This is a genomic window from Streptomyces sp. NPDC028635 (assembly GCF_040637635.1).
Taxonomy (GTDB): domain Bacteria; phylum Actinomycetota; class Actinomycetes; order Streptomycetales; family Streptomycetaceae; genus Streptomyces.
Genome location: NZ_JBEZWX010000003.1, coordinates 329,507 through 352,405, shown reverse-complemented (window position 1 = coordinate 352,405; position 22,899 = coordinate 329,507). Strand labels below are relative to the sequence as shown.

Sequence of the window (22,899 nt, the reverse complement as noted above, 5' to 3'; positions counted from 1 at the left end):
CGCGCATGACGGTCCGGAAAACGAAGTGATCGCTTCCGCCGACCGCGGCCGACGGCCGCCACGGCGCGCCCCCGAGGCCCCGATGCCGGGGGTGCCCCTGTGCGGCGCGGACAGGAGTACGGCGCCCTCTCACTCCGCGCGGCGGGTGATCGTCACGGCCGCGGCGTCGTCGCCGAGCCGGCCGTGGGCGTACGTCATGAGTTCGTCGCGCAGGCGGTGCAGCAGGTCGTCGGGGTGTTCGGCGGCCCAGGCCTCGACACGGTCGGACAGCGGGAAGAAGACGCCCCGCTCGTCGCGGGCCTCCATGATGCCGTCGGTGACCAGCAGCAGCACGTCCCCGGGGCGGAACGGGAACGACTCCACGACGTACGCGGTGTCGCCGGACAGCCCGCCGAGGCCGAGCGGCGGCGCGATCCGCTTGACGGGCAGCGGCTCGGCGTGCCCGCCGCTCAGCAGCAGGGGAGAGGGGTGCCCGCACACCACCAGGTGCACGACGGGCTCCCCGTCGGGCAGGTCCAGCACCAGGGCGGTGGCGAACGCCTCCTCGGTGTCGGGTGTGCCCGGCGGGCTCCACTGGTGGGACTCCCAGCGCATGCTGCCGTCGAGGTGGACCGCGAGCCGGGGCAGTGTGGGCCTGCGGTGCGCCGCCGCCCGGAAGGCCCCGAGCAGCAGCGCCGCATGGGTGATCGCCGGCAGGCCCTTTCCGCGTACGTCCGCGATCAGCAGCCGGGTGCTGTCCAGGGTGCGGACGGCGGCGTAGAGGTCGCCGCCCATGGTCGCCTCGTCCTGCGCGGCGAGATAGAGGCAGGCCAGGTCCAGCGGGCCGCTGCGCCGGGGCAGCGCGGGGAAGAGCACCTCCTGGACGGCCTGGGCGACCGTGCGGCTCTCGGTGAGCTGGCGCTCGCGCCTCTCCCGGACCAGGCAGAACAGCACGATGAGGCCGGAGACCAGGACCAGGGCCCCGATCTGTGCGGCGAGGTTCTCGGTGCCGAGGACACCCCGCGACACTCCGATGAGGATCTGCGCGGCGACGGCCAGCAGACCGATCAGCGCGGTGAGCCGGGGGCCGGCGAACGCGGCCGTGAGCGCCGGCGCGGCCACCAGCAGCGGTCCCAGATGGACGTCCGACGGTGCCAGGACGTCCACCAGGTACACCGCGACGATCAGCCCGATCGGGATGAGGACCAACGCCCGTCCCGACCGTGTCCGCCGCAACTCCTGCAGGGGCACACGTCATGATCTCACCTCCGCAGCCGCGTCACCACATGCCGCCGGGCGCTGCGGGGCCGTTGCTCCGGCGTGGGAGGAGCAGGTCCTCCCACGCAGGCCGGGCGCTCCTGCCGGGGACGGGTCGGTGGCCGGGGCTGCCCCGGGTGCCGGCCGGCGGGGCGCTCCGGCGGGCGCGAGCCGGTCCCGCGGTCCGGCGCTCCCCGGCCGACGCTCAGGCGGGGACGAGCCGGTCGTCGAAGCCGCTCGGCGGGGACCCGCCGCCCTGCACGGCGGGGACGAGCCCCGCGTCGAAGCCGCCCGGCTGGGACCCGCCGGCCTGCACGGCGCCGAGGGCCGTCCGGGAGCGCGCCGCCGTCAGCCGCAGCTCGATGATGGCGCGGACGGCCGGCCACTCCTCGTCCAGGATCGAGTAGAACGCGGTGTCGCGCACCACCCCGTCCAGTCCCCGGGAGTGGGCCCGGCGCACGCCCTCGCAGGTGGCGCCCAGGCGTTCGATCGCGGCGCGTGAGCGGGCGTTGCGGGCGTCGGCGCGGAAGCACACCCGGCGCAGCCGCCAGGTCTCGAAGGCATGGCGCAGCATGAGCAGCTTGGCCTCGGCGTTGATCCCGGTGCCCTGGGCGCGCGCGGACAGCCAGGTGTTGCCGATCTCGGCGGCGTCCGGGACGGCGGTGACCGGGTCGCCGTAGGGGAGACCGGGCACGGCGGGCCACACCAGGGGGCCCTGCCAGTAGTCGAGTTCCACGAAGCGGGTCGACCCGACGACGCGTCCGTCGTCGGCGCGCACCACGGCGAACGGCAGCGCCCGGCCCGCCGCATGCTCGGCGAGCGCGCGGTCGACGTAGTGGGCGGCCCCGTCGAGGCCGTGCGGGACAGGGGTGAACGCATAGGAGCTGCGGTCCTCGGCTGCGGCTTGAGCCAGACCCTCGACATGGTGCGTCGCGAGGGGCTCCAGCCGCGTCAGGCGACCGGTGAGAACGACGGCAACGGGCACGGACCTTCGGTCTTTCTGGTGATGGGGGCCCTCCCGGTCACCGGTGGCCCGGTGCGAAGGGGAGAGGGACAGGATGCGTCAGAGGTCCCGTTGTGCGAGCAACGAAGACGTGAAGGACAGTAGACGGCCCGATGACGTGAATCCGCAAGGCGCGCGCCGTGTGTCGCCGCAGGTCACGTACGGGAAGCCGGGCGTATCGGGCAACGCGGATCCGGTGTCCTCGGCGCATGCTCGCTCGATCATGGACCGGTCGCCGAACCCGCCTTCGAAGGAAGCGCTCGCCATGCGTCACCAGTGCGTGTGACGCGCTTTGGGCGCCGGGCTCCGGGCCGGCCGCCCCGGCCCCGGAACCGGTCGCTCGGGCCGCCGCGTCCGGGGGGATCCGGAATGTGTCGTATTCCTTGACCGCCGCCTCCCTCTCCGCGATGCTGAGTTGCGAAATACGAGATGCGTATCGCATTAGGCAACATCTCGATCCTCTGTCAGCCGAGGAGTGGCCATGGCTCAGCAGGTCCGCGCGGTCGTCGCACGCAGCAAGGGTGCCCCCGTCAGTCTCGAAACGATCATCGTGCCCGATCCCGGTCCGGGTGAGGCCGTGGTCAAGATCGAGGCCTGCGGGGTCTGCCACACCGATCTGCACTACCGCGAGGGAGGAATCAGCGACGACTTCCCCTTCCTGCTGGGGCACGAGGCCGCCGGTGTCGTGGAGGCGGTCGGGGAGGGCGTCACCGACGTGGCGCCCGGTGACTTCGTCGTACTGAACTGGCGCGCGGTGTGCGGCCAGTGCCGCGCGTGTCTGCGTGGCCGGCCCTGGTACTGCTTCAACACGCACAACGCCGAGCAGAGGATGACCCTGACCGACGGCACGGAACTCTCGCCTGCCCTCGGCATCGGCGCGTTCGCCGAGAAGACCCTGGTCGCCGCGGGGCAGTGCACCAAGGTCGACCCGGCCGCCTCAGCGGCCGCCGTCGGTCTGCTCGGATGCGGCGTGATGGCGGGCCTCGGCGCGGCGATCAACACCGGCAACGTCGGACGCGGCGACACCGTCGCGGTGATCGGCTGCGGCGGTGTCGGCGACGCGGCGATCGTCGGGTCCAGGCTGGCCGGCGCCGCGAAGATCATCGCCGTCGACATCGACGACCGCAAACTCGCCACCGCCGAGAAGCTGGGCGCCACCCACACCGTCAACTCCAAGGCGACCGACGCGGTCGAGGCGGTCCGCGAGCTGACCGGCGGCTTCGGTGCCGACGTCGTCATCGAGGCCGTCGGCCGCCCGGAGACGTACCAGCAGGCCTTCTACGCCCGCGATCTCGCCGGCACGGTGGTGCTGGTCGGGGTTCCCACCCCGGAGATGAAGCTGGAGCTGCCGCTGCTGGACGTCTTCGGCCGGGGCGGGGCGCTGAAGTCGTCCTGGTACGGCGACTGCCTGCCGTCCCGGGACTTCCCGATGCTCGTCGACCTCTACCTCCAGGGCCGCCTCGACCTGGACGCCTTCGTCACCGAGACCATCGCGCTCGACGACGTCGAGAAGGCCTTCGAGCGCATGCACCACGGCGACGTCCTGCGTTCGGTGGTGGTCCTGTGACGGCCGGCGCCCGCATCGAACGCCTCGTCACGTCGGGGACGTTCTCCCTGGACGGCGGCACCTGGGACGTCGACAACAACGTCTGGATCGTCGGGGACGACGCCGAGGCCGTGGTGATCGACGCGGCGCACGACGCCGACGCCATCGAACGGGCCCTCGGCGGCCGCGCCCTGCGCGCCATCGTCTGCACCCACGCCCACAACGATCACATCGACGCGGCCCCCGCCCTCGCCGAGCGCACCGGCGCCCCGATCCTGCTGCACCCGGACGATCTGCCGCTGTGGCAGCAGACGCATCCGGACCGCAAACCCGACGGCGAGCTGGCCGACGGGCAGCGCCTCACGGTCGCGGGCACGGAGCTGACCGTGCTGCACACCCCGGGCCACGCCCCGGGAGCCGTCTGTCTGCACGCTCCCGCGCTGACCGCGCTCTTCAGCGGCGACACGCTGTTCGCCGGCGGGCCGGGGGCGACGGGGCGGTCGTTCAGCGACTTCCCGACCATCATCGACTCCATCGGCGGGCGGCTGCTCTCGCTGCCGCACGACACCGTCGTGCACACCGGTCACGGCGACACCACCACCGTCGGCGCCGAGGCGCCGCATCTTCAGGAGTGGATCGACCGCGGCTTCTGACCTGCCGCCCCGGCGTGATGGCGGCCCTGCCCCGGCACCGGCGGCAGGGCCGTCGCCGCACCGCGCGCGGCGCGCCCGCGCCGGTGTGCCCGCGCCTGTTCACCCGCGCCCCACAGGTGCGCTTGCCCCCCGTCTCACCTGCGCTTTCGCAGGCGCTCCGGCGTGCCCGGAAAACGCCGCCGCACCTCGTGCAACCAGCCCGGTGAACGCCTTGACAACGCTTCTCGGCGGCCCGCAGACTGACGTTGCGCTAATCGCAATCCGTTTCGCTATACGCACCGAGGTGTCATGATGATTCCCGCGTGCCGTCTCGCGGATCTGCCGCGAGGCGAGGCCCACCGGCTCGACATCGACCCGCCGGTCTCGGTGTTCCACACCGACGACGGCGAGCTCTACGCCATCGACGACACCTGCACCCACCAGGACGCCTCGCTCGCCGACGGCTGGCTGGAGGGCTGCGAGGTCGAATGCCCGCTGCACGCCTCGAAGTTCGACCTCAGGACCGGAGCGGTGGACGCCCCGCCGGCCAAGCTCCCGGTCCGCACCCACGAGGTCGTCGTCGAGGACGGCATGATCCACGTCCGGCTGTCCACCGAGGCGCCCAACCTGCCTCCGTGCGTCGCCGCCCGCCTGGCCGGAGGCCCCGCGTGAGGACCGTCGCCGTCGTGGGCGCCTCGCTGGCCGGCCTGTCGGCCGCGCGCTCGCTGCGGCGACGGGGCTACGACGGCCGGCTGGTCGTCATCGGCGACGAGCCCCACCGCCCCTACGACCGGCCGCCGCTGTCCAAGGAGTTCCTGGCGGGAACCCTCGGCGAGGCGGACCTGGCCCTGGAGCACGACGGCGAGGACCTCCGGGCGGAGTGGGTGCTCGGCACCCGCGCCACCGCGCTGGACCGCACCGAGCGGTCGATACGGCTCGCCGACGGCCGCGAGATCCGCGCCGACGGCGTCGTCCTCGCCACCGGCGCCGCCGCCCGCACCCTGCCCGGCACCGACGGCCTGGCGGGCGTCCACACGCTGCGCACCCTGGACGACGCCCGCGCCCTGCGCGACGAACTGGCCCTGCGCGGACGGCTGGTGGTCATCGGCGGCGGCTTCGTCGGCGCCGAGGTCGCCTCCACGGCGTACGCGCTCGGGCTCCACGTCACCGTGATCGAGGCGGCCCCGACACCGCTGGCCGGGCCGCTCGGCGCGGACATGGGGGCGGTCGTCTCCGCCCTCCACGCCGACCACGGCGTACGGCTGCTGTGCGGGGTCGGCGTCAAGGGGCTGAGCGGCGAGCGGCGCGTCGACGCCGTCCTGCTGGAGGACGGCCGTACCGTCCCCGCGGACATCGTCGTCGTCGGCATCGGGGCGAGCCCCGGCGTCGACTGGCTGCACGGCTCAGGTGTCGCCCTCGACAACGGCGTGACCTGCGGCTCGGACGGCCGCACCAGCCTCGCCGGGGTGGTCGCCGTCGGCGACTGCGCCAACTGGTACGACCCGTACACCGGCACGCACCGCCGCGTCGAGCACTGGACGGGTGCGCTGGAGCGGCCCGACGCCGCGGTGGCCACCCTGCTCGCGTACGGCGCGCGCGAGCCGGGGGCGCCCAGGCCGCCGTACTTCTGGTCCGACCAGTACGGCGTGAAGATCCAGTTCACCGGGCACGCGGCCGGCGCCGACAGTGTCACGGTCGAGGAGGGGCGCACCGACGAGCGCAGCTTCCTCGCCGTGTACCGGCGGGCCGGCACTCCCGTCGCGGCGCTCGGGATGAACCAGCCGCGGCTGTTCACCCGCTGGCGCAAGCAGCTCGCCGCGACCTCTTGACACCCCTCGCGCCGCCCTTGATGCTGCGTTGCACATCACACGCGACACTGCGCCATTCGCAACACCAGAGCGCCATGTCGCCTCCCCCCGCTTCTCACACAACGCCGTTCGAAGTCGCTCTTCCCGGCGCGTGACCCACCGACCCACGACGTTCTCCCGAGGAGTGCATCCGTGACCTCGACCAGCCTGCCGGACAGCCTGATCGCCACCCTCCCCGGCTCCTCGTACACCGACCCGGGCATCTTCGCCCAGGAACAGGAGCGCATCTTCGAGGCCATGTGGTTCTGCGTCGCGCGCGCCTCCGACCTGCCGAGGCCCGGTGCGTTCCGCACCGTCGACGTGGGCCGCGAGTCCCTCCTCGTCACCCGGGCGCGCGACCACTCGATCCGCGCGTACTTCAACGTGTGCCGGCACCGCGGCGCCAAGCTCTGCACCGAGGAGTCCGGCGAGGTCAAGCGCGCCTTCCAGTGCCCGTACCACGCCTGGACCTACGACCTGAACGGCAAGCTCGTCGCGGCGCCCAACCTCACCAAGATGCCCGACGTCGGCCGCACCGAGTACGGCCTGGTCGACGTGGCCGTCCGGGAATGGCTCGGCTATGTGTGGGTGTGCCTGGCGGAGAACCCGCCCTCCTTCGAGGACGACGTGATGGGGGCGATCGTCGAGCGCCTCGGGGACGTGGCGGCGATCGAGCGCTACGACATCGACAGCCTGGCGGTGGGCAGGCGGATCACCTACGACGTGCGGGCGAACTGGAAGCTCATCATCGAGAACTTCATGGAGTGCTACCACTGCGCCACCATCCACCCGGAACTGACCGAGGTGCTCCCGGAGTTCGCCGACGGCTACGCCGCCCAGTACTACGTCGGGCACGGCGCGGAGTTCGGTGAGGAGGTCAAGGGCTTCACCGTCGACGGCTCCGAGGGCCTGGACCGTATCCCCGGGGTGTCCGAGGACCAGGACCGGCGCTACTACGCGATCACCGTCAAGCCGCAGGTCTTCATCAACCTCGTGCCCGACCACGTGATCTTCCACCGGATGTACCCGGTCGCCGTCGACCGCACGATCGTCGAGTGCGACTGGCTGTACCTGCCGGGGGTGGTGGAGAGCGGCAAGGACGTCAGCCGGTCCGTGGAGCTGTTCGACCGGGTCAACCGCCAGGACTTCGACGCGTGCGAGCGCACCCAGCCCGGGATGAGCTCGCGGCTGTACGCCAAGGGCGGTGTCCTGGTGCCCAGCGAGCACCACATCGGCGCCTTCCACGACTGGGTGAACGAGCGGCTCGGCACGCGGCAGCCGCAGTGAGGCGGGGATGCGGCGCCCGGGGCCCGCGCGGGGGGCGTACGCGGGCCGTACGGCGGTCGTGCTCCGGGTGCACCGGCCCGGGAAGGGTGTGCGGCGCTCGTGCCCCGGGCGCCCGGCCCGGGCAGGGGCCGCGGGCTCAGCCCAGGAACCCCATGCGGTGGCTGATCTCCTCCGCGCCCTTGACCAGCACCGGCGCCAGCTCGTGCATGCGCTCCTCGGTGAACCGGTAGGCGGGGCCGGAGGCGCTGATCGACGCGATCACCTGGCCCTCCCGGTCCCGGATCGGCGCGGCCATCGCGTGCAACCCGATCTCCAGCTCCTCCAGCGTCCAGGCGTACCCGCGCTCCCGGGCCTCGGCGAGGTTCTTCTCCAGCTTCGCCTTGGAGGAGATCGTGTGCGGGGTCATCTTCTTCAGGCCGGACTCGCTCAGCAGCGCCGCGCGCTGCTTGGCCGGCAGGTGGGCCAGCATGACCTTGCCGCTGGAGGTGGCGTGCAGGGGGGTGAGCTGGCCGACCCAGTTGTGGGCGGTCACGGCGGCCGTACCGCGCACCTGGTAGAGGTTGATCGCGTAGTGCTCCTGCATCACGGCGATGTTGACCGTCTCGCCGATCTCCTCGGCGAGTCGCTCGCACACGGGCCGGCCCTGCTGGGTGATGTCGATACGCCCCGTGACGGCACCGGCCAGGCGCACGATGCCGAAGCCGAGCCGGTACTTGCCGCGCTCGCCCGCCTGCTCCACCAGGCCGCGCGCCTCCAGGGCGCCGAGCAGGCGGAACGCCGTGGACTTGTGCACGTCCAGCTCGCCGGCCACCTCGCTGACCCCGGCCTCTCCCCGCTGGGCGAGGATCTCGAGCACGCTGATGGCACGGTCGACGGACTGCACACCGCCGGACGGCGCGCCGTTCGTTTCGGTATCCGGACTGTAGTTGCTCATAGCGGAACTATACGCGCGGTAAACAACGCGCATGCAAGTGACGCAGCGTGAACAAAGAATCTTGCAAGTTGCGCCGTCCGCAACCTAGTGCGTATAGCGCTACCCGTATTAGCATCCGTCGCGTATCGACGGCGCGATTCGAGTGAGACGAGGCACCATGGCTGTCCTGCACTACGACTTCGTCATCGTCGGCGGTGGATCGGCCGGCAGCGCACTGGCGAACCGGCTCTCGGCCGACCACGGCAACCGGGTGCTCGTCCTGGAGGCGGGCCGCTCCGACTACCCCTGGGACGTCTTCATCCAGATGCCCGCGGCGCTGACCTACCCGATCGGCAGCCGCTTCTACGACTGGAAGTACGAGTCCGAGCCCGAGCCCCACATGGGCGGCCGGCGCATCTACCACGCCCGCGGCAAGGTGCTCGGCGGCTCCAGCAGCATCAACGGCATGATCTTCCAGCGCGGCAACCCCATGGACTACGAGCGCTGGGCCGCCGACCCCGGCATGGAGACCTGGGACTACGCCCACTGTCTGCCGTACTTCAAGCGGATGGAGAACTGTCTCGCGGCCGACCCGGACGACGAGTTCCGCGGCCACGACGGGCCCCTCGTCCTCGAGCGCGGCCCGGCCGAGAACCCGCTGTTCGGCGCTTTCCTCAAGGCCACCCAGGAGGCGGGCTACGCCCCCACCGACGACGTCAACGGCTACCGGCAGGAAGGCTTCGCCAAGTTCGACCGCAACGTCCACCGCGGGCGCCGGCTGTCGGCCTCCAAGGCCTACCTCAAGCCCGTGATGAAGCGGCCGAACCTCACCGTGACCACCCGCGCCCTCGTCACCCGCGTCCTGTTCGAGGGCAAGCGCGCCGTCGGCGTCGAGTACCGGCGCGGCCGCGGCGCCCCGCAGCAGGTCAGGGCCGGTGAGGTCATCCTGTGCGGCGGCGCGATCAACTCCCCGCAGCTGCTGCAGCTCTCCGGTGTCGGCAACGCCGCCGAGCTGTCCGCCCTCGGCGTCGACGTGGTGCACGACCTGCCGGGCGTCGGCGAGAACCTCCAGGACCACCTCGAGGTCTACGTCCAGTACGCCTGCAAGCAGCCCGTCTCCATGCAGCCGTACATGGCGAAGTGGCGGGCGCCCTTCATAGGGTTGCAGTGGCTGATGCGCAAGGGACCGGCCGCCACCAACCACTTCGAGGCCGGCGGCTTCGCCCGCAGCAACGACGAGGTGGAGTACCCCAACCTGATGTTCCACTTCCTGCCCGTCGCGGTCCGCTACGACGGCTCCTCGCCGGCCGGCGGCCACGGTTACCAGGTGCACGTGGGACCCATGTACTCCGACGCCATCGGCTCGGTGAAGATCAAGAGCCGGGATCCCCGGGTGCACCCGGCGCTGCGCTTCAACTACCTCTCCACCGAGCAGGACCGCCGGGAGTGGGTGGAGGCCATCCGGGTCGCCCGCGAGATCCTGGGCCAGCCCGCGCTCTCCCCCTACAACGGCGGCGAGATCTCGCCCGGACCCTCCGTCGAGACCGACGAGGAGATCCTCGCCTGGGTCGCCAAGGAGGGCGAGACCGCCCTGCACCCGTCCTGCACCTGCAAGATGGGCACCGACGACATGTCGGTCGTGGACCCGCTCAGCATGAAGGTGCACGGCATGGAGGGACTGCGCGTGGTGGACGCCTCGGTGATGCCGTACGTCACCAACGGCAACATCTACGCCCCCGTGATGATGGTCGCCGAGAAGGCGGCCGACCTCATCCTCGGCAAGCAGCCGCTGGAGCCGTCCAAGGCCGCGTACTACCGGCACCGCGACGCCCAGCAGCAGGTCGGGTAGCCGTGACCGCCGACGCCCTGCGCTCGCTGCTCGGCCGCGTCCGCTACGAGGTGCTGCCGGCCCGGACGACCGAGGAGAAGGTCCTCGCCCATGTCCCGCGCGACGTCGTTATCACCGTCACGGCGTCGCCGGTCAAGGGCCTGGAGCCCACCCTCGCCCTCACCGAGCGGCTCGCGGCGCACGGGTACCGGGTCGTCCCGCACGTGCCGGCGCGGCTGCTGCGGGACGACACGCACCTCAAGGACGTGGCCGAGCGGCTGCGCGCGGCGGGCGTCGACGACGTCTTCGTGCCGGCGGGCGACGCCGACCCGCCCGCCGGGCCGTACGCGGGAGCGCTGCCGGTGCTGCGCCGGCTGGACGAGCTGGGCGGGCCCTTCGCGCACCGGGGCATCACCGGGTATCCGGAGAGCCATCCGCTGATCCACGACGACATCACCGTCCAGGCCATGTGGGACAAGCAGGCGCACGCCACGTACGTCGTCAGCAACCTCTGCTTCGACCCGCGCGTGCTGGCCCACTGGATCACCCGGATACGGCACCGCGGGGTGACTCTGCCCGTGCACGTCGGGGTGGCCGGGCCCGTGCAGCGGGCGAAGCTGCTGGCCATGGCGACGAAGATCGGCGTGGGGGAGTCGACGCGCTTCCTCACCCGGCACCCGTCGTGGTTCGTGCGGTTCGCCACGCCCGGGGGATACGCGCCGGAGAAGCTCCTCACGCGCGGCGCGCAGGAGCTCACCGCGCCCTCGGCCGCGGTGGCGGGCCTGCACCTGTTCACCTTCAACCAGATCGCCGAGACCGAACGGTGGCGCCGCGCGCTGCTCGACCGCCTCGGCTGAGGCGGCGCCGCGCTGCGCGCGCGGCCTCCCGCCGCTGGGTGAACCGGGATCCGCAGACCTCTTGACGGTGGTCGCCCCGTCGGTCAGGGTGTTCCACCACAAGCAATGCAATGCACAATGCGCAACGAAATCCTGAAGGGTCGGCGCATGGCAGATCTGTATGTGGACGGCGAATGGCGCGTCCCCGTGGCCGGTGGCAGCCGGGAGATCCGCTGCCCGGCGGACGGCACACTCGTCGCGACGGTCTCCGAGGCGACGCGCCCCGACACCGAGGCGGCGATCGCCGCGGCACGGCGGGCCTTCGACAGCGGCCCCTGGCCCCGCATCCCCGAACGCGAGCGCGGCGCCCTGCTCCTGCGCACCGCCGACATCCTGGAACGCGACGCGAAGGAGTTCGCCCGCGCCGAGTCCCTCGACACCGGCAAGCGGCTCGTGGAGAGCGAGTACGACATCGCCGACGTCGTCTCCTGCTTCCGCTACTACGGCGGCATCGCCGGCAGCGACGCCGGCCGGGTGGTCGACACCGGCCGCGACGACGCCGTCAGCCGCGTCACCTACGAACCCGTCGGCGTCTGCGGACTGATCACCCCGTGGAACTACCCACTGCTGCAGGCGTCGTGGAAGGTCGCCCCGGCCCTCCTCGCCGGCAACACGATCGTGCTGAAGCCCAGCGAACTCACCCCCTCCACCTCCGTCCTGCTGATGAAGGCGCTGGAAGAGGCGGGGCTGCCGGCCGGCACGGCCAACCTGGTCCTCGGTGCCGGAGCCGAGGCGGGCGCACCGCTGTCCGAACACCGCGACGTCGACATGGTCTCCTTCACCGGCGGCCTGGACACCGGCCGCCACATCATGGCCACCGCAGCGGCGACGGTGAAGAAGGTCGCGCTGGAGCTCGGCGGCAAGAACCCCAACGTCGTCTTCGCCGACGCCGACTTCGAGGCGGCCGTCGACTTCGCGCTCACCGCCGTCTTCCTGCACTCCGGGCAGGTCTGCTCGGCCGGCGCCCGCCTCGTCGTCGAGGACTCGATGCACGACGCCTTCGTCGACGAGGTCGTGCGCCGCGCCCGCAGGATCCGCCTCGGCGGGCCCTTCGACCCGGACGCGGAGACCGGCGCGCTGATCTCCGCACAGCACCGGGAGAAGGTCGAGGCGTACGTCGCCGCCGGCCTCGCCGAGGGCGCCGTCCTGCGCTGCGGCGGAGCCCGCCCCGACGACCCCGCACTCGGTGAGGGCTTCTACTACCTGCCCACGGTCCTCGACGAATGCCACCAGGGCATGCGCGTGGTGCACGAGGAGTCCTTCGGGCCCGTGCTCACCGTGGAGCGCTTCCGCGACGAGGACGACGCCGTCCGCATCGCCAACGACACCGAGTACGGACTCGCCGGAGCCGTCTGGACGCAGGACGCCGGCAAGGCCCAGCGGGTCGCACGCCGGCTGCGCCACGGCACCGTCTGGATCAACGACTACCACCCCTATGTACCGCAAGCCGAATGGGGTGGCTTCGGCTACTCCGGCGTGGGCCGGGAACTGGGGCCGACCGGCCTCGCCGAGTACCGAGAGCCCAAGCACGTCTGGCAGAACATCCAACCCCGGCCGCAGCACTGGTTCAGCGGCTGAACGCCGAAAAGAGGTCGAACGTGACCACAGCTCAGACCGAGGTGCCGCAGCGGCGCCGCACGTCCCAGAACTCCGAGGACCGCACCCCGGTCATCTCCGTGCGCCGGCTGTGGAAGGTGTTCGGGCCCAAGGCCGACCAGGTGCCGCAGTCCGAGGAGCTGTGCGGGCTCACCCGCCGCGAACTCATGGACCGCACCGGATGCACCGCCGCCGTGCGCGACGTCAGCTTCGACGTCTCGCCCGGTGAGGTCTTCGTCGTCATGGGCCTGTCCGGCTCCGGCAAGTCCACCCTGGTGCGATGTCTGACCCGGCTGATCGAACCCACCTCCGGCGAGGTGGTCTTCGAGGGCGAGGACATCCGCGACGCCGACGCCAGGCGGCTGCGCGAACTGCGGCGCCGCAAGTTCTCCATGGTCTTCCAGCACTTCGGCCTGCTGCCGCACCGCAAGGTCGTGGAGAACGTGGCCTTCGGCCTGGAGATCCGGGGCACGGGCCGCTCCGAGCGCATGCGCCGGGCCCGCGAGGTCGTCGAGCTCGTCGGCCTGGCCGGATACGAGAACTCCTACCCCGACCAGCTCTCGGGCGGCATGCAGCAGCGCGTCGGCCTCGCCCGCGCCCTGGCCGGCGACCCCGAGGTGCTCTTCTTCGACGAGCCGTTCTCCGCGCTCGACCCGCTGATCCGCCGCGACATGCAGAACGAGGTCATCCGCCTGCACCACGAGGTCGGCAAGACCATGGTGTTCATCACCCACGACCTCTCCGAGGCCCTCAAGCTGGGCGACCGCATCCTCATCATGCGCGACGGCAAGATGGTCCAGTGCGGCACCGGTGACGAACTGGTCGGCGCCCCCGCCGACGACTACGTACGCGACTTCGTCCAGGACGTGCCGCGCGGCGACGTCCTCACCCTGCGCTGGATCATGCGCCCCGCGCAGCCCGACGACGCCCTCGACGGCCCCGAGCTGGGCCCGGACGTCGTGGTGCGCGAGGCCACCCGCGCGGTGCTGGCCGCGGAGAAGCCGGTCAAGGTCGTCGAGAACGGCAAGCTGCTCGGCATCGTCGGCGACGAGGAGATCCTCGCCGTCGTCGCCGGGCAGGAGGGCGGTGCCTGATGGCCGCCGTCGCCGACACGACCGCACCCGTCGCGCCCCTGCGCGAGAGGATCAGCCGCCCCATGCTCGTGGGGGCGATCCTCGTGGCCTGGCTGGTGCTGTTCGCCGTGCTGCGCGGCCGGCAGACCCTCACCCTCGCCGCGGCCGACCTCACCGGACTGCACCGCCGGCTCAACGACGTCAACGACACCATCGGAGCCAACCGCAACTCCAACCCGCTCTTCCTGTACTTCTTCAACGAGATCCGGCTGGGCATCGACAACCTGGTCACCTTCGTCCAGTCGCTGATCTCCCAGCCCACCGCCGGACGCCCCGTCCCGCAGATCGGCTGGCTCGGGGTCGTCGGCCTGGCCGGCTACCTCTCCTGGGCCGTGGGCAACTGGCGGGTCGCCCTGCTGGCCGTGGCCGGCTTCACCTTCTTCGGGCTCCAGGGCCTGTGGCAGGAGAGCATGGACACGCTGGCGCTGACCCTGTCGGCCGTCCTCGTGGCGCTGCTCATCGGCATCCCGCTCGGCGTGTGGGCCGGCCTCTCGGACCGGTTCAACAAGGTCATGACGCCGTTCCTGGACTTCATGCAGACGATGCCGACCTTCGTCTACCTGGCCCCGCTGACCCTCGTGTTCCTCATCGGCGGCGCCTCCGCCGTGATCACCACGGTGATCTACGCGGCGCCGCCCGCCATCCGCATCACCGCGCACGCCATCCGCTCCGTGCCCGAGACCACCGTCGAGGCCGCCGACTCGCTCGGCACCACCCGCGCACAGCAACTGGTGAAGGTGCTGCTGCCGATGTCGAAGCGCACGGTGGTCATGGGCGTCAACCAGACCATCATGGCGGCCCTCGCCATGGTGACCATCGCCGCCCTGATCGACGCGCCCGGCCTCGGCAAGACCGTCGTCCAGGCCCTGCAGTCGCTCGACGTGGGCACCGCGTTCAACGCCGGTCTCGCCATCGTCGTGATGGCCATCGTGCTGGACCGCGTCACCACGGCCGCCGCGGGCCGCGCCGGGACGGCCCGCCGCGCGAGCGGACGGCCGGCGAAGTGGCGCCGGCCGCTGCTCGCCGCGGGCGGCGTCGGCACCGCCTTCCTGCTCTACGTCTCCCACACCTACGTCTACGCGGCCGAGTTCCCCGGGGACGGCACCGTCGGCACGCACATCGCCCGTGCCGCCGACACCACGACCACCTGGCTGCAGGACCACCTGTCGGGCCTGACCAACGCCCTGCGCGACGTCATCACCACGGTCCTGCTCAACCCTTTCCAGACGCTGCTCACCGACTCCCCGTGGTGGCTCGTCGGCCTCACCCTGGTCGCCCTCGGCGCGGTGCTCGGCGGCCTGCGCGCCGCGGCCACGGCCGCCGTGTGCGTCGGGCTGCTCGTCGGGACGGGACTGTGGTCGGACGGCATGACCACGCTGGCCTCCACGGCGGTGGCGACGGTGCTGGTGATGCTGCTCGGCGCCGTCTTCGGCGTATGGATGGGGCGCAGCGCCCTCGTGGACCGGCTGGTGCGGCCCACCCTCGACGCGGCGCAGGTCATGCCGCCGTTCGTCTATCTGGTGCCGTTCCTGGCGCTGTTCGGGGCGACCCGGTTCACCGCGATCGTCGCGGCCGTCGTCTACGCGGCACCGGTGGCGATCAAGATCATCGCGGACGGGGTGCGGACCGTGCCCGAGGCCACCGTGGAGGCGGCCACCTCGGCCGGCTGCACCACCTGGCAGATCATCACCAAGGTCCAGCTTCCCGTTGCCCGCAGTGCCCTGACGCTCGCCACCAACCAGGGCCTGATCTACGTCCTGTCGATGGTCGTGGTCGGCGGCCTGGTGGGCGCCGGCGCCCTCGGCTACGACGTCGTGGCCGGGTTCTCGCAGGGACAGCTGTACGGCAAGGGCCTGGCGGCGGGGCTCGCCATCGTCCTGCTGGGAGTCATGTTCGACCGGATCACTCAGGCCGCGGCGCGACGCACCCGGGCGTAAGGAGCACCACACCATGGCACGACACTGGAGAACCGGCGCGGCCGGCCTGACCGTTCTGGGCCTGACGCTCACCGGGTGCGTCGGAGCGAAGGTCGGCGAGAACACCTCCGCCGCGAAGAACGCGGACGGCTCCTGCGGCACCTTCAACCTGGCCGTCAACCCGTGGGTCGGCTACCAGGCGGACGCGGCGGTCGTCGCGTACGTGGCGCAGCACGATCTCGGCTGCAAGGTCACCAAGAAGGACCTGAAGGAGGAGATCGCCTGGCAGGGCTTCGGGACCGGTGAGGTCGACGCGGTCCTGGAGAACTGGGGCCACGACGACCTGAAGAAGAAGTACATCACCGGCCAGAGGACCGCCGTCGCGGCCGGGCAGACCGGCAACAAGGGCGTCATCGGCTGGTGGGTGCCGCCGTGGCTGGCCAAGGCGCACCCCGACATCACCGACTGGCGCAACCTCGACAAGTACGCCGCGAACTTCAGGACCTCCGAGTCCGGCGGCAAGGGCCAGCTCCTCGACGGCGACCCGTCCTACGTCACCAACGACGCGGCGCTGGTCACGAACCTGAAACTCAACTTCAAGGTGGTGTACGCGGGCAGCGAGACCGCGCTCATCCAGGCGTTCCGCAACGCCGAGAAGAACAAGCAGTGGCTGATCGGCTACTTCTACGAGCCGCAGTGGTTCATGACGGAGGTGCCGCTGGTGAAGGTGACCCTGCCGGCGTACAGGACCGGCTGTGACGCGGACGCGGCCAAGATCGCCTGTGACTATCCCGTCTACGGACTCGACAAGATCGTCAGTGCGCAGTTCGCCAAGTCGGGCAGCCCGGCGTACAAGCTGGTGAAGAACTTCCACTGGACCAACGAGGACCAGAACGTCGTCGCCAAGTACATCGCCGTGGACAAGATGTCCGACGACGCGGCGGCCAAGAAGTGGGTGGAGGCGAACCGCGACAAGGTGGAGGCCTGGCTGAAGTAACGAGGCCGTACGGCACGGCTGTCGAGGATGCCCGGCGGGCGGCGCGCACACCTGCGTGCCGCCCGCCGGGCATCGCCGTGTCCGGGCCGTTCTCCGGGCCGTTCTCCGGGCTGTTTTCCGACGTCACCGCACCCCTTGACACCCATCACGGCGACAGGCAGATTGAGTTGCGCAACCTGAATCGAGTTGCGCAGAAGGCAACTGAGCGGTTTCGAGTTCGGAGGTTGGGCGATGGCGGGACCCCGAGTGGTCATCATCGGAGCGGGTGTCGTGGGAGCGGCCCTCGCGGATGAGATCTCCGCACGCGGCTGGACCGAAGTGACCGTGGTCGACCAGGGCCCGCTCCCGGCCACCGGGGGTTCCTCCTCGCACGCCCCGGGCCTGGTCTTCCAGACGAACGCCTCCAAGACCATGACGGAGCTGGCCCGCTACACCGTGGAGAAGTTCAGCTCCCTCGACGTGGACGGCAAGCCCTGCTTCCTCCAGGTCGGCGGCCTCGAGGTGGCGACGAGCCCCGAGCGCCTCGCCGAGCTGCGGCGCCGGCACGGCTGGATCACCTCCTGGGGCATCGAGGGAAGCCTGCTCACCCCCGACGAGTGCGTGCGGCAGCACCCCCTGCTCGACCGCGACCGGATCCTCGGCGGCCTGCTCATCCCCACCGACGGCCTGGCCAAGGCCGTGCTCGCCGTCGAGGCGCAGATCCGCCGGGCCACCGAGCGCGGCGTGCGCTTCCTCGCCCGCCACGAGGTCCTCGACGTCAAGCACAGCGAGGGCCGCGTCACCGGCGTCGTCACCGACCACGGCGAGCTCGACGCCGACATCGTGGTGTGCTGCGCCGGCATCTGGGGTCCGAAGATCGCCCGCATGGTCGGCATGAACCTGCCGCTGACCCCGCTGGGCCACCAGCTCGCCTGGACCGGCCCCGTCCCGGCCCTCGCCGGCCAGACCGAGGAAGCCGTCCGCCCGATCCTGCGCCACCAGGACGCCGACCTGTACTACCGCGACCGCTACGACGGCATCGGCATCGGCTACTACGGCCACCGCCCCATGCCGGTCTCCGCGGACGACATCCTCTCCGTGGACGAGGCCGAGGAGATGCCCTCGGTGCTGAAGTTCACCGAGGAGGACTTCGAGCCGGCCTGGACCGAGACCCGGTCCCTGCTCCCGGCGACGCAGGAGGCGAAGGTCGAGGAGGGCATCAACGGCCTGTTCTCCTTCACCACCGACGGCTACCCGCTGCTCGGCGAGTCTCCCGAGGTCAAGGGCTTCTGGGTCGCCGAGGCCGTGTGGGTCACCCACTCCGCGGGCGTCGGCCGGGCCGTCGCCGAATGGCTGGTCGACGGCTACTGCTCCTCCTTCGACCTGCACGAGTGCGACGTCAACCGCTTTGAACCGCACCAGCTGTCCCCGGAGTACGTCCTGGCCCGCGACTGCCGCAACTTCGAGGAGGTCTACGACATCCTCCACCCGCTCCAGCCGTCCGGCGACCCGCGCCCGATCCGCACCAGCCCCTTCTATGCCCGCCAGCAGGGCCACGGCGCGTTCTTCCTGGAGGCCAACGGCTGGGAGCGGCCCCAGTGGTACGAGGCCAACGCCCCCCACACCGAGGGCCGTGACATCCCCACCCCCAACGAGTGGGCCGCGCGCTACTGGTCCCCGATCGTCGGCGCCGAGGCCCAGCTCACCCGCGAGACCGTCGCGATGTACGACATGACGGCCCTCAAACGCCTGGAGGTCACCGGCCCCGGTGCGGCGGCCTTCCTGGAGCGGCTGTGCACCGGCAAGATCGACAAGTCGGTCGGCTCGGTGACGTACACCCTGCTCCTCGACCACGACGGCGGCATCCGCAGCGACGTCACCGTCGCCCGCCTGGCCCGCGACCGCTTCCAGGTCGGCGCCAACGGCAACCTCGACCTCGACTGGTTCAGCCGGCATCTCCCGGCCGACGGCACCGTCCAGGTCCGTGACATCACCGCCGGAACCTGCTGCATCGGCCTGTGGGGACCGCTCGCCCGCACAGTCCTGCAGCCGCTGACCGACGAGGACTTCTCGGCCGAGGGCCTGAAGTACTTCCGCGCCAAGCAGGCCTACATCGGCTCGGTGCCCGTCACCGCCATGCGCCTGAGCTACGTCGGTGAACTCGGCTGGGAGCTGTACACCACCGCCGACCAGGGCCTGAAGCTGTGGGACACCCTGTGGGCGGCGGCCGAGCCGCTCGGCGGCGTCATCGCCGGCCGAGGCGCCTTCAACAGCCTCCGCCTGGAGAAGGGTTACCGCTCCTTCGGCACCGACATGACCTACGAGCACGACCCCTACGAGGCCGGCGTCGGCTTCGCCGTCAAGCTCGACAAGGACGACTTCATCGGCAAGGCCGCGCTCGCACTGCGCAAGGCCGACGTGCGCCGCAAACTGACCTGCCTCACGATCGCCGACCCGCAGGCCGTCGTCCTCGGCAAGGAACCGGTCCACGCCGGCGACAGCGCCGTCGGCTACGTCACCAGCGCCGCCTACGGCTACACCATCGGCAAGGGCATCGCCTACGCCTGGCTCCCCGCCGAACTCACCACCCCCGGCACCACCGTGCACATCGGCTACTTCGGCCAGCGCATCGAGGCGGTCGTCGCCGAGGAGCCGCTGTTCGACCCGACCATGTCCCGTCTGCGTGGCTGACCCTCCGGAAGGAGCACCACCGGTGACCGCACAACTCCTGGACGGCAGGGCGACCGCCGCCGCCATCCGCCGCGAACTCGCCGAACGCGTGGCCAAGGTGACGGCCCTCACCGGCCGCCCGCCGGGCCTCGGGACCGTCCTCGTCGGCGACGACCCCGGCAGCCACGCCTACGTCGGCGGAAAGCACCGCGACTGCGCCCAGGCCGGCATCGCCTCGCTGCGCCGCGAGCTGCCCGCCGACGCCACCCAGCAGCAGGTCGAGGACGTCATCGACGAACTCAACGCCGACCCCGCCTGCACCGGCTACATCGTCCAGCTCCCGCTCCCGCGCCACCTGGACACGAACGCCGTCCTCGCCCGCATGGACCCGGCCAAGGACGCCGACGGACTGCACCCCGTCAACCTCGGCCGGCTCGTCCTCGGCACCGACGCCCCGCTGCCCTGCACCCCGCGCGGCATCGTCGAACTCCTGCGCCGCCACGACGTCCCGCTCGCCGGAGCGCGTGTGTGCGTCGTCGGCCGGGGCATCACCGTCGGCCGGCCCATCGGACTGCTGCTCACCCGCCGCTCCGAGAACGCCACCGTCACCCTCTGCCACACCGGAACCAGGGGCCTGGCCCGGCACACCCGCGAGGCGGACATCGTCGTCGCGGCGGCCGGCTCACCCGGACTGATCACCAAGGACATGCTGCGCCCCGGCGCGGCCGTCCTGGACGTCGGAATCACCCGCACCGGGCAGGGACTCGTCGGCGACATCCACTCGGACGCCGCCGAGGTCGCCGGATGGCTCGCCCCGATGCCCGGGGGAGTGGGCCCCATGACCCGGGCCATGCTGCTCGCCAATGTCGTCGAGGCCGCCGAGAGGAACGCGAACACCGTATGAACGCGCTGAACACGCCCCTGGCGGAGCTGGACCCCGAGGTCCACGAAGCCCTCCGCGCCGAACTGCACCGCCAGCAGTCCACCCTGGAGATGATCGCCTCCGAGAACTTCGCGCCCACCGCGGTGATGGAGGCCCAGGGCTCGGTCGCGACCAACAAGTACGCCGAGGGCTACCCCGGCCGGCGCTACTACGGCGGCTGCGAACACGTCGACGTCACCGAGCGGCTCGCCATCGAACGCGTCAAGTCCCTCTTCGGGGCCGGCTACGCCAACGTCCAGCCGCACTCGGGCGCCCAGGCCAACACCGCCGTCTTCTTCGCGCTGCTGAAGCCCGGCGACACCGTCCTCGGCCTCGACCTCACGCACGGCGGCCACCTCACCCACGGCATGCGCATCAACTACAGCGGCAAGATGCTCAACGTCGTGCCCTACCACGTCGCCGAGTCCGACCACCTGGTCGACATGGACGAGGTGGAGCGGCTCGCCAAGGAACACCGCCCCAAGATGATCATCGCGGGCTGGTCGGCGTACCCGAGGCAGCTGGACTTCGCGGCCTTCCGCAGGATCGCCGACGAGGTCGGTGCCCTCCTCATGGTCGACATGGCGCACTTCGCGGGCCTGGTCGCCGCCGGACTGCACCCGAGCCCGGTGCCGCACGCGCACGTGGTCACCACGACGACGCACAAGACGCTCGGCGGCCCACGCGGCGGCGTCATCCTCACGGGCGACGCCGACCTCGCCAAGAAGATCAACTCGGCGGTGTTCCCGGGCATGCAGGGCGGCCCGCTCGAGCACGTCATCGCCGCCAAGGCGGTCGCGTTCAAGGTCGCGGCCACCCCCGCGTTCGCGGAACGCCAGGCCCGCACCCTGGCCGGCGCGCACCTGCTCGCCGAACGGCTCGGCAGGCCCGACGCGGCCGCGGCCGGGGTGAAGGTCCTCACCGGCGGAACGGACGTCCACCTCGTCCTCGTCGACCTGCGGGACTCGCCCCTGGACGGCAAGCAGGCCGAGGACCTCCTGCACCACATCGGCATCACCGTCAACCGCAACGCCGTCCCCTTCGACCCGCGCCCGCCCATGGTCACCTCCGGCCTGCGCATCGGCACCCCGGCCCTGGCCACCCGCGGCTTCGGCGAGGCGGACTTCGCCGAGGTCGCCGACGTCATCGCGCTCGCCCTCCAGCCCGAGCCGGACGTGTCCGCGCTGCGCGCCCGTACGGAGGCGCTCGCCGCCAAGCACCCGCTCTACCCGCACCTCTCGCACGACGGAGACGCCCGATGAGCCCCCGCACCCCCGGCGCCGACCTCCCCGACCACCCCGACTTCCTGTGGCGCAACCCCGACCCGAAGCCGTCCTACGACGTGATCGTCGTCGGCGGCGGCGGACACGGCCTGGCCACCGCCCACTACCTGGCGAAGAACCACGGCATCACCAACGTCGCCGTGCTGGAGAAGGGCTGGCTCGCGGGCGGCAACATGGCCCGCAACACCACGATCATCCGCTCCAACTACCTGTGGGACGAGAGCGCCGGCATCTACGAGCACGCCCTGAAGCTCTGGGAGGGGCTGGAGGAGGAGCTGGACTACCCGATCCTCTTCTCCCAGCGCGGTGTGCTGAACCTCGCGCACAGCCTTCAGGACGTCCGCGACAGCGTCCGCCGTGTCGAGGCCAACCGGCTCAACGGCGTCGACGCCGAGTGGCTGGACGCGGACGGGGTCAAGGACGTCTGCCCGATCGTCAACACCTCACCCGACGTGCGCTATCCCGTCCTCGGCGGCACCTACCAGCCGCGCGCCGGCATCGCCAAGCACGACTACGTGGCCTGGGGCTTCGCCCGCTCGGCGGACGCCGCCGGCATCGACATCATCCAGAACTGCGAGGTCACCGGCCTCGACGTGATCGGCGGACGGGTCGTCGGCGTCCGGACCACCCGCGGCCCGATCGCCGCCGGCAAGGTCGCACTGTGCTCGGCCGGGCACACCTCCGTCCTCGCCGCCATGGCCGGCATCGAACTCCCGGTGCAGAGCCACCCGTTGCAGGCCCTGGTCTCCGAACTCCTGGAACCGGTGCACCCCACGGTCGTCATGTCCAACGCCGTCCACGTGTACGTCAGCCAGGCGCACAAGGGCGAACTGGTGATGGGCGCCGGCATCGACGCGTACAACTCCTACACCCAGCGCGGCGCGTTCCACATCATCGAGGAGCAGATGGCGGCCGCCCTCGAACTCTTCCCGGTGTTCGCCCGCGCCCACGTGCTGCGCACCTGGGGCGGCATCGTGGACGTCAGCCCCGACGCCTCACCCATCGTCGGCCTCTCCCCGGTCGACAACCTCTACCTCAACTGCGGCTGGGGCACCGGCGGTTTCAAGGCGACCCCGGGCGTCGGCTGGGTCTACGCCCACACCATCGCCCATGACACCCCGCACGCCCTGAACGCCCCCTTCTCGCTCGACCGTTTCACCACCGGCGCGCTCGTCGACGAGCACGGCGCTGCCGCGGTGGCCCACTAGGAGCCGA

At 71.5% G+C, this 22,899-nt stretch carries 18 protein-coding genes; 15 read left to right on the top strand and 3 right to left on the bottom strand.

Annotation, left to right across the window (positions count from 1 at the left end; all coding sequences use genetic code 11):
• Nucleotides 1-129: 129 nt before the first annotated feature.
• Nucleotides 130-1,188: a PP2C family protein-serine/threonine phosphatase gene (locus AB0E88_RS05695; RefSeq protein WP_361624298.1), complete on the bottom strand. Its 1,059-nt coding sequence runs from the start codon at nucleotides 1,186-1,188 to the stop codon at nucleotides 130-132.
• A 253-nt stretch (nucleotides 1,189-1,441) separates the two neighbouring features.
• The gene (locus AB0E88_RS05690; RefSeq protein WP_361624295.1) at nucleotides 1,442-2,221 is read right to left on the bottom strand and encodes a GNAT family protein; all 780 of its coding nucleotides are present in this window, start codon (nucleotides 2,219-2,221) and stop codon (nucleotides 1,442-1,444) included.
• A gap of 499 nt (nucleotides 2,222-2,720) precedes the next feature.
• Between AB0E88_RS05690 and AB0E88_RS05685 the strand changes: the two genes are divergently transcribed.
• The 5 genes from AB0E88_RS05685 (at nucleotide 2,721) to AB0E88_RS05665 (ending at nucleotide 7,551) form a co-directional block, all read left to right on the top strand.
• Nucleotides 2,721-3,806, top strand: a complete 1,086-nt coding sequence (locus tag AB0E88_RS05685; RefSeq protein WP_361624292.1) for an S-(hydroxymethyl)mycothiol dehydrogenase — start codon at nucleotides 2,721-2,723, stop codon at nucleotides 3,804-3,806.
• Nucleotides 3,803-4,438 (top strand): MBL fold metallo-hydrolase, encoded by a 636-nt coding sequence (locus AB0E88_RS05680; protein WP_361624289.1) that lies wholly within the window; start codon nucleotides 3,803-3,805, stop codon nucleotides 4,436-4,438. Before AB0E88_RS05685 ends, AB0E88_RS05680 begins: the two co-directional genes overlap by 4 nt.
• A 288-nt stretch (nucleotides 4,439-4,726) precedes the next feature.
• On the top strand, nucleotides 4,727-5,089 hold the full coding sequence (locus AB0E88_RS05675) for a bifunctional 3-phenylpropionate/cinnamic acid dioxygenase ferredoxin subunit (RefSeq protein ID WP_361624286.1): 363 nt from the start codon (nucleotides 4,727-4,729) through the stop codon (nucleotides 5,087-5,089).
• The gene (locus AB0E88_RS05670; RefSeq protein ID WP_361624283.1) at nucleotides 5,086-6,246 is read left to right on the top strand and encodes an FAD-dependent oxidoreductase; all 1,161 of its coding nucleotides are present in this window, start codon (nucleotides 5,086-5,088) and stop codon (nucleotides 6,244-6,246) included. The genes AB0E88_RS05675 and AB0E88_RS05670 overlap by 4 nt, the downstream gene beginning before the upstream one ends.
• Nucleotides 6,247-6,417: 171 nt before the next feature.
• A complete protein-coding gene (locus AB0E88_RS05665) occupies nucleotides 6,418-7,551 on the top strand; it encodes an aromatic ring-hydroxylating dioxygenase subunit alpha (RefSeq protein ID WP_361624280.1) in 1,134 nt (377 codons plus the stop codon).
• Nucleotides 7,552-7,687: 136 nt separating this feature from the next.
• Here the strand turns inward: AB0E88_RS05665 and AB0E88_RS05660 are convergent, their stop codons facing one another.
• The gene (locus AB0E88_RS05660) at nucleotides 7,688-8,485 is read right to left on the bottom strand and encodes an IclR family transcriptional regulator (protein ID WP_361624277.1); all 798 of its coding nucleotides are present in this window, start codon (nucleotides 8,483-8,485) and stop codon (nucleotides 7,688-7,690) included.
• Nucleotides 8,486-8,642: 157 nt separating this feature from the next.
• On the opposite strand from AB0E88_RS05660, the gene betA reads away from it, so the two are divergent.
• The 10 genes from betA to AB0E88_RS05610 all read left to right on the top strand — a co-directional run bounded on the left by betA (nucleotide 8,643) and on the right by AB0E88_RS05610 (nucleotide 22,892).
• Nucleotides 8,643-10,313: a choline dehydrogenase gene (gene betA / locus AB0E88_RS05655; protein ID WP_361624274.1), complete on the top strand. Its 1,671-nt coding sequence runs from the start codon at nucleotides 8,643-8,645 to the stop codon at nucleotides 10,311-10,313.
• Between the two features lie 2 nt (nucleotides 10,314-10,315).
• Nucleotides 10,316-11,149, top strand: a complete 834-nt coding sequence (locus AB0E88_RS05650; RefSeq protein WP_361624271.1) for a 5,10-methylenetetrahydrofolate reductase — start codon at nucleotides 10,316-10,318, stop codon at nucleotides 11,147-11,149.
• Nucleotides 11,150-11,296: 147 nt separating this feature from the next.
• Nucleotides 11,297-12,766 carry an aldehyde dehydrogenase family protein gene (locus AB0E88_RS05645; RefSeq protein ID WP_361624268.1) on the top strand — a complete coding sequence of 490 codons (1,470 nt, stop codon included), beginning with the start codon at nucleotides 11,297-11,299 and terminating at the stop codon, nucleotides 12,764-12,766.
• Between the two features lie 20 nt (nucleotides 12,767-12,786).
• The gene (locus AB0E88_RS05640; RefSeq protein ID WP_361624265.1) at nucleotides 12,787-13,878 is read left to right on the top strand and encodes a glycine betaine/L-proline ABC transporter ATP-binding protein; all 1,092 of its coding nucleotides are present in this window, start codon (nucleotides 12,787-12,789) and stop codon (nucleotides 13,876-13,878) included.
• Entirely contained in the window at nucleotides 13,878-15,854 is a 1,977-nt protein-coding gene (locus AB0E88_RS05635; RefSeq protein ID WP_361624262.1) for an ABC transporter permease subunit, read from the top strand. Before AB0E88_RS05640 ends, AB0E88_RS05635 begins: the two co-directional genes overlap by 1 nt.
• Nucleotides 15,855-15,867: 13 nt before the next feature.
• A complete protein-coding gene (locus AB0E88_RS05630; protein ID WP_361624259.1) occupies nucleotides 15,868-16,830 on the top strand; it encodes an ABC transporter substrate-binding protein in 963 nt (320 codons plus the stop codon).
• A gap of 231 nt (nucleotides 16,831-17,061) precedes the next feature.
• A complete protein-coding gene (locus AB0E88_RS05625) occupies nucleotides 17,062-19,500 on the top strand; it encodes an FAD-dependent oxidoreductase (protein ID WP_361624256.1) in 2,439 nt (812 codons plus the stop codon).
• A gap of 22 nt (nucleotides 19,501-19,522) precedes the next feature.
• Nucleotides 19,523-20,383, top strand: a complete 861-nt coding sequence (locus AB0E88_RS05620) for a bifunctional methylenetetrahydrofolate dehydrogenase/methenyltetrahydrofolate cyclohydrolase (protein WP_361624253.1) — start codon at nucleotides 19,523-19,525, stop codon at nucleotides 20,381-20,383.
• The gene (glyA, locus tag AB0E88_RS05615) at nucleotides 20,380-21,663 is read left to right on the top strand and encodes a serine hydroxymethyltransferase (RefSeq protein WP_361624250.1); all 1,284 of its coding nucleotides are present in this window, start codon (nucleotides 20,380-20,382) and stop codon (nucleotides 21,661-21,663) included. Before AB0E88_RS05620 ends, glyA begins: the two co-directional genes overlap by 4 nt.
• Nucleotides 21,660-22,892, top strand: coding sequence for a sarcosine oxidase subunit beta family protein (locus tag AB0E88_RS05610; RefSeq protein WP_361624247.1), 1,233 nt, complete (start codon nucleotides 21,660-21,662; stop codon nucleotides 22,890-22,892). Before glyA ends, AB0E88_RS05610 begins: the two co-directional genes overlap by 4 nt.
• The last annotated feature ends 7 nt before the right edge of the window (nucleotides 22,893-22,899 follow it).

Bases quoted from the DNA above. Each gene is read 5' to 3' on its own strand.
- AB0E88_RS05685 (WP_361624292.1), top strand. From the start codon at position 2,721: ATGGCTCAGCAGGTCCGCGCGGTCGTCGCACGCAGCAAGGGTGCCCCC.
- AB0E88_RS05675 (WP_361624286.1), top strand. From the start codon at position 4,727: ATGATGATTCCCGCGTGCCGTCTCGCGGATCTGCCGCGAGGCGAGGCC.
- AB0E88_RS05660 (WP_361624277.1), bottom strand. From the start codon at position 8,485: ATGAGCAACTACAGTCCGGATACCGAAACGAACGGCGCGCCGTCCGGC.
- betA (WP_361624274.1), top strand. From the start codon at position 8,643: ATGGCTGTCCTGCACTACGACTTCGTCATCGTCGGCGGTGGATCGGCC.
- AB0E88_RS05645 (WP_361624268.1), top strand. From the start codon at position 11,297: ATGGCAGATCTGTATGTGGACGGCGAATGGCGCGTCCCCGTGGCCGGT.
- AB0E88_RS05635 (WP_361624262.1), top strand. From the start codon at position 13,878: ATGGCCGCCGTCGCCGACACGACCGCACCCGTCGCGCCCCTGCGCGAG.
- AB0E88_RS05630 (WP_361624259.1), top strand. From the start codon at position 15,868: ATGGCACGACACTGGAGAACCGGCGCGGCCGGCCTGACCGTTCTGGGC.
- AB0E88_RS05625 (WP_361624256.1), top strand. From the start codon at position 17,062: ATGGCGGGACCCCGAGTGGTCATCATCGGAGCGGGTGTCGTGGGAGCG.
- glyA (WP_361624250.1), top strand. From the start codon at position 20,380: ATGAACGCGCTGAACACGCCCCTGGCGGAGCTGGACCCCGAGGTCCAC.
- AB0E88_RS05610 (WP_361624247.1), top strand. From the start codon at position 21,660: ATGAGCCCCCGCACCCCCGGCGCCGACCTCCCCGACCACCCCGACTTC.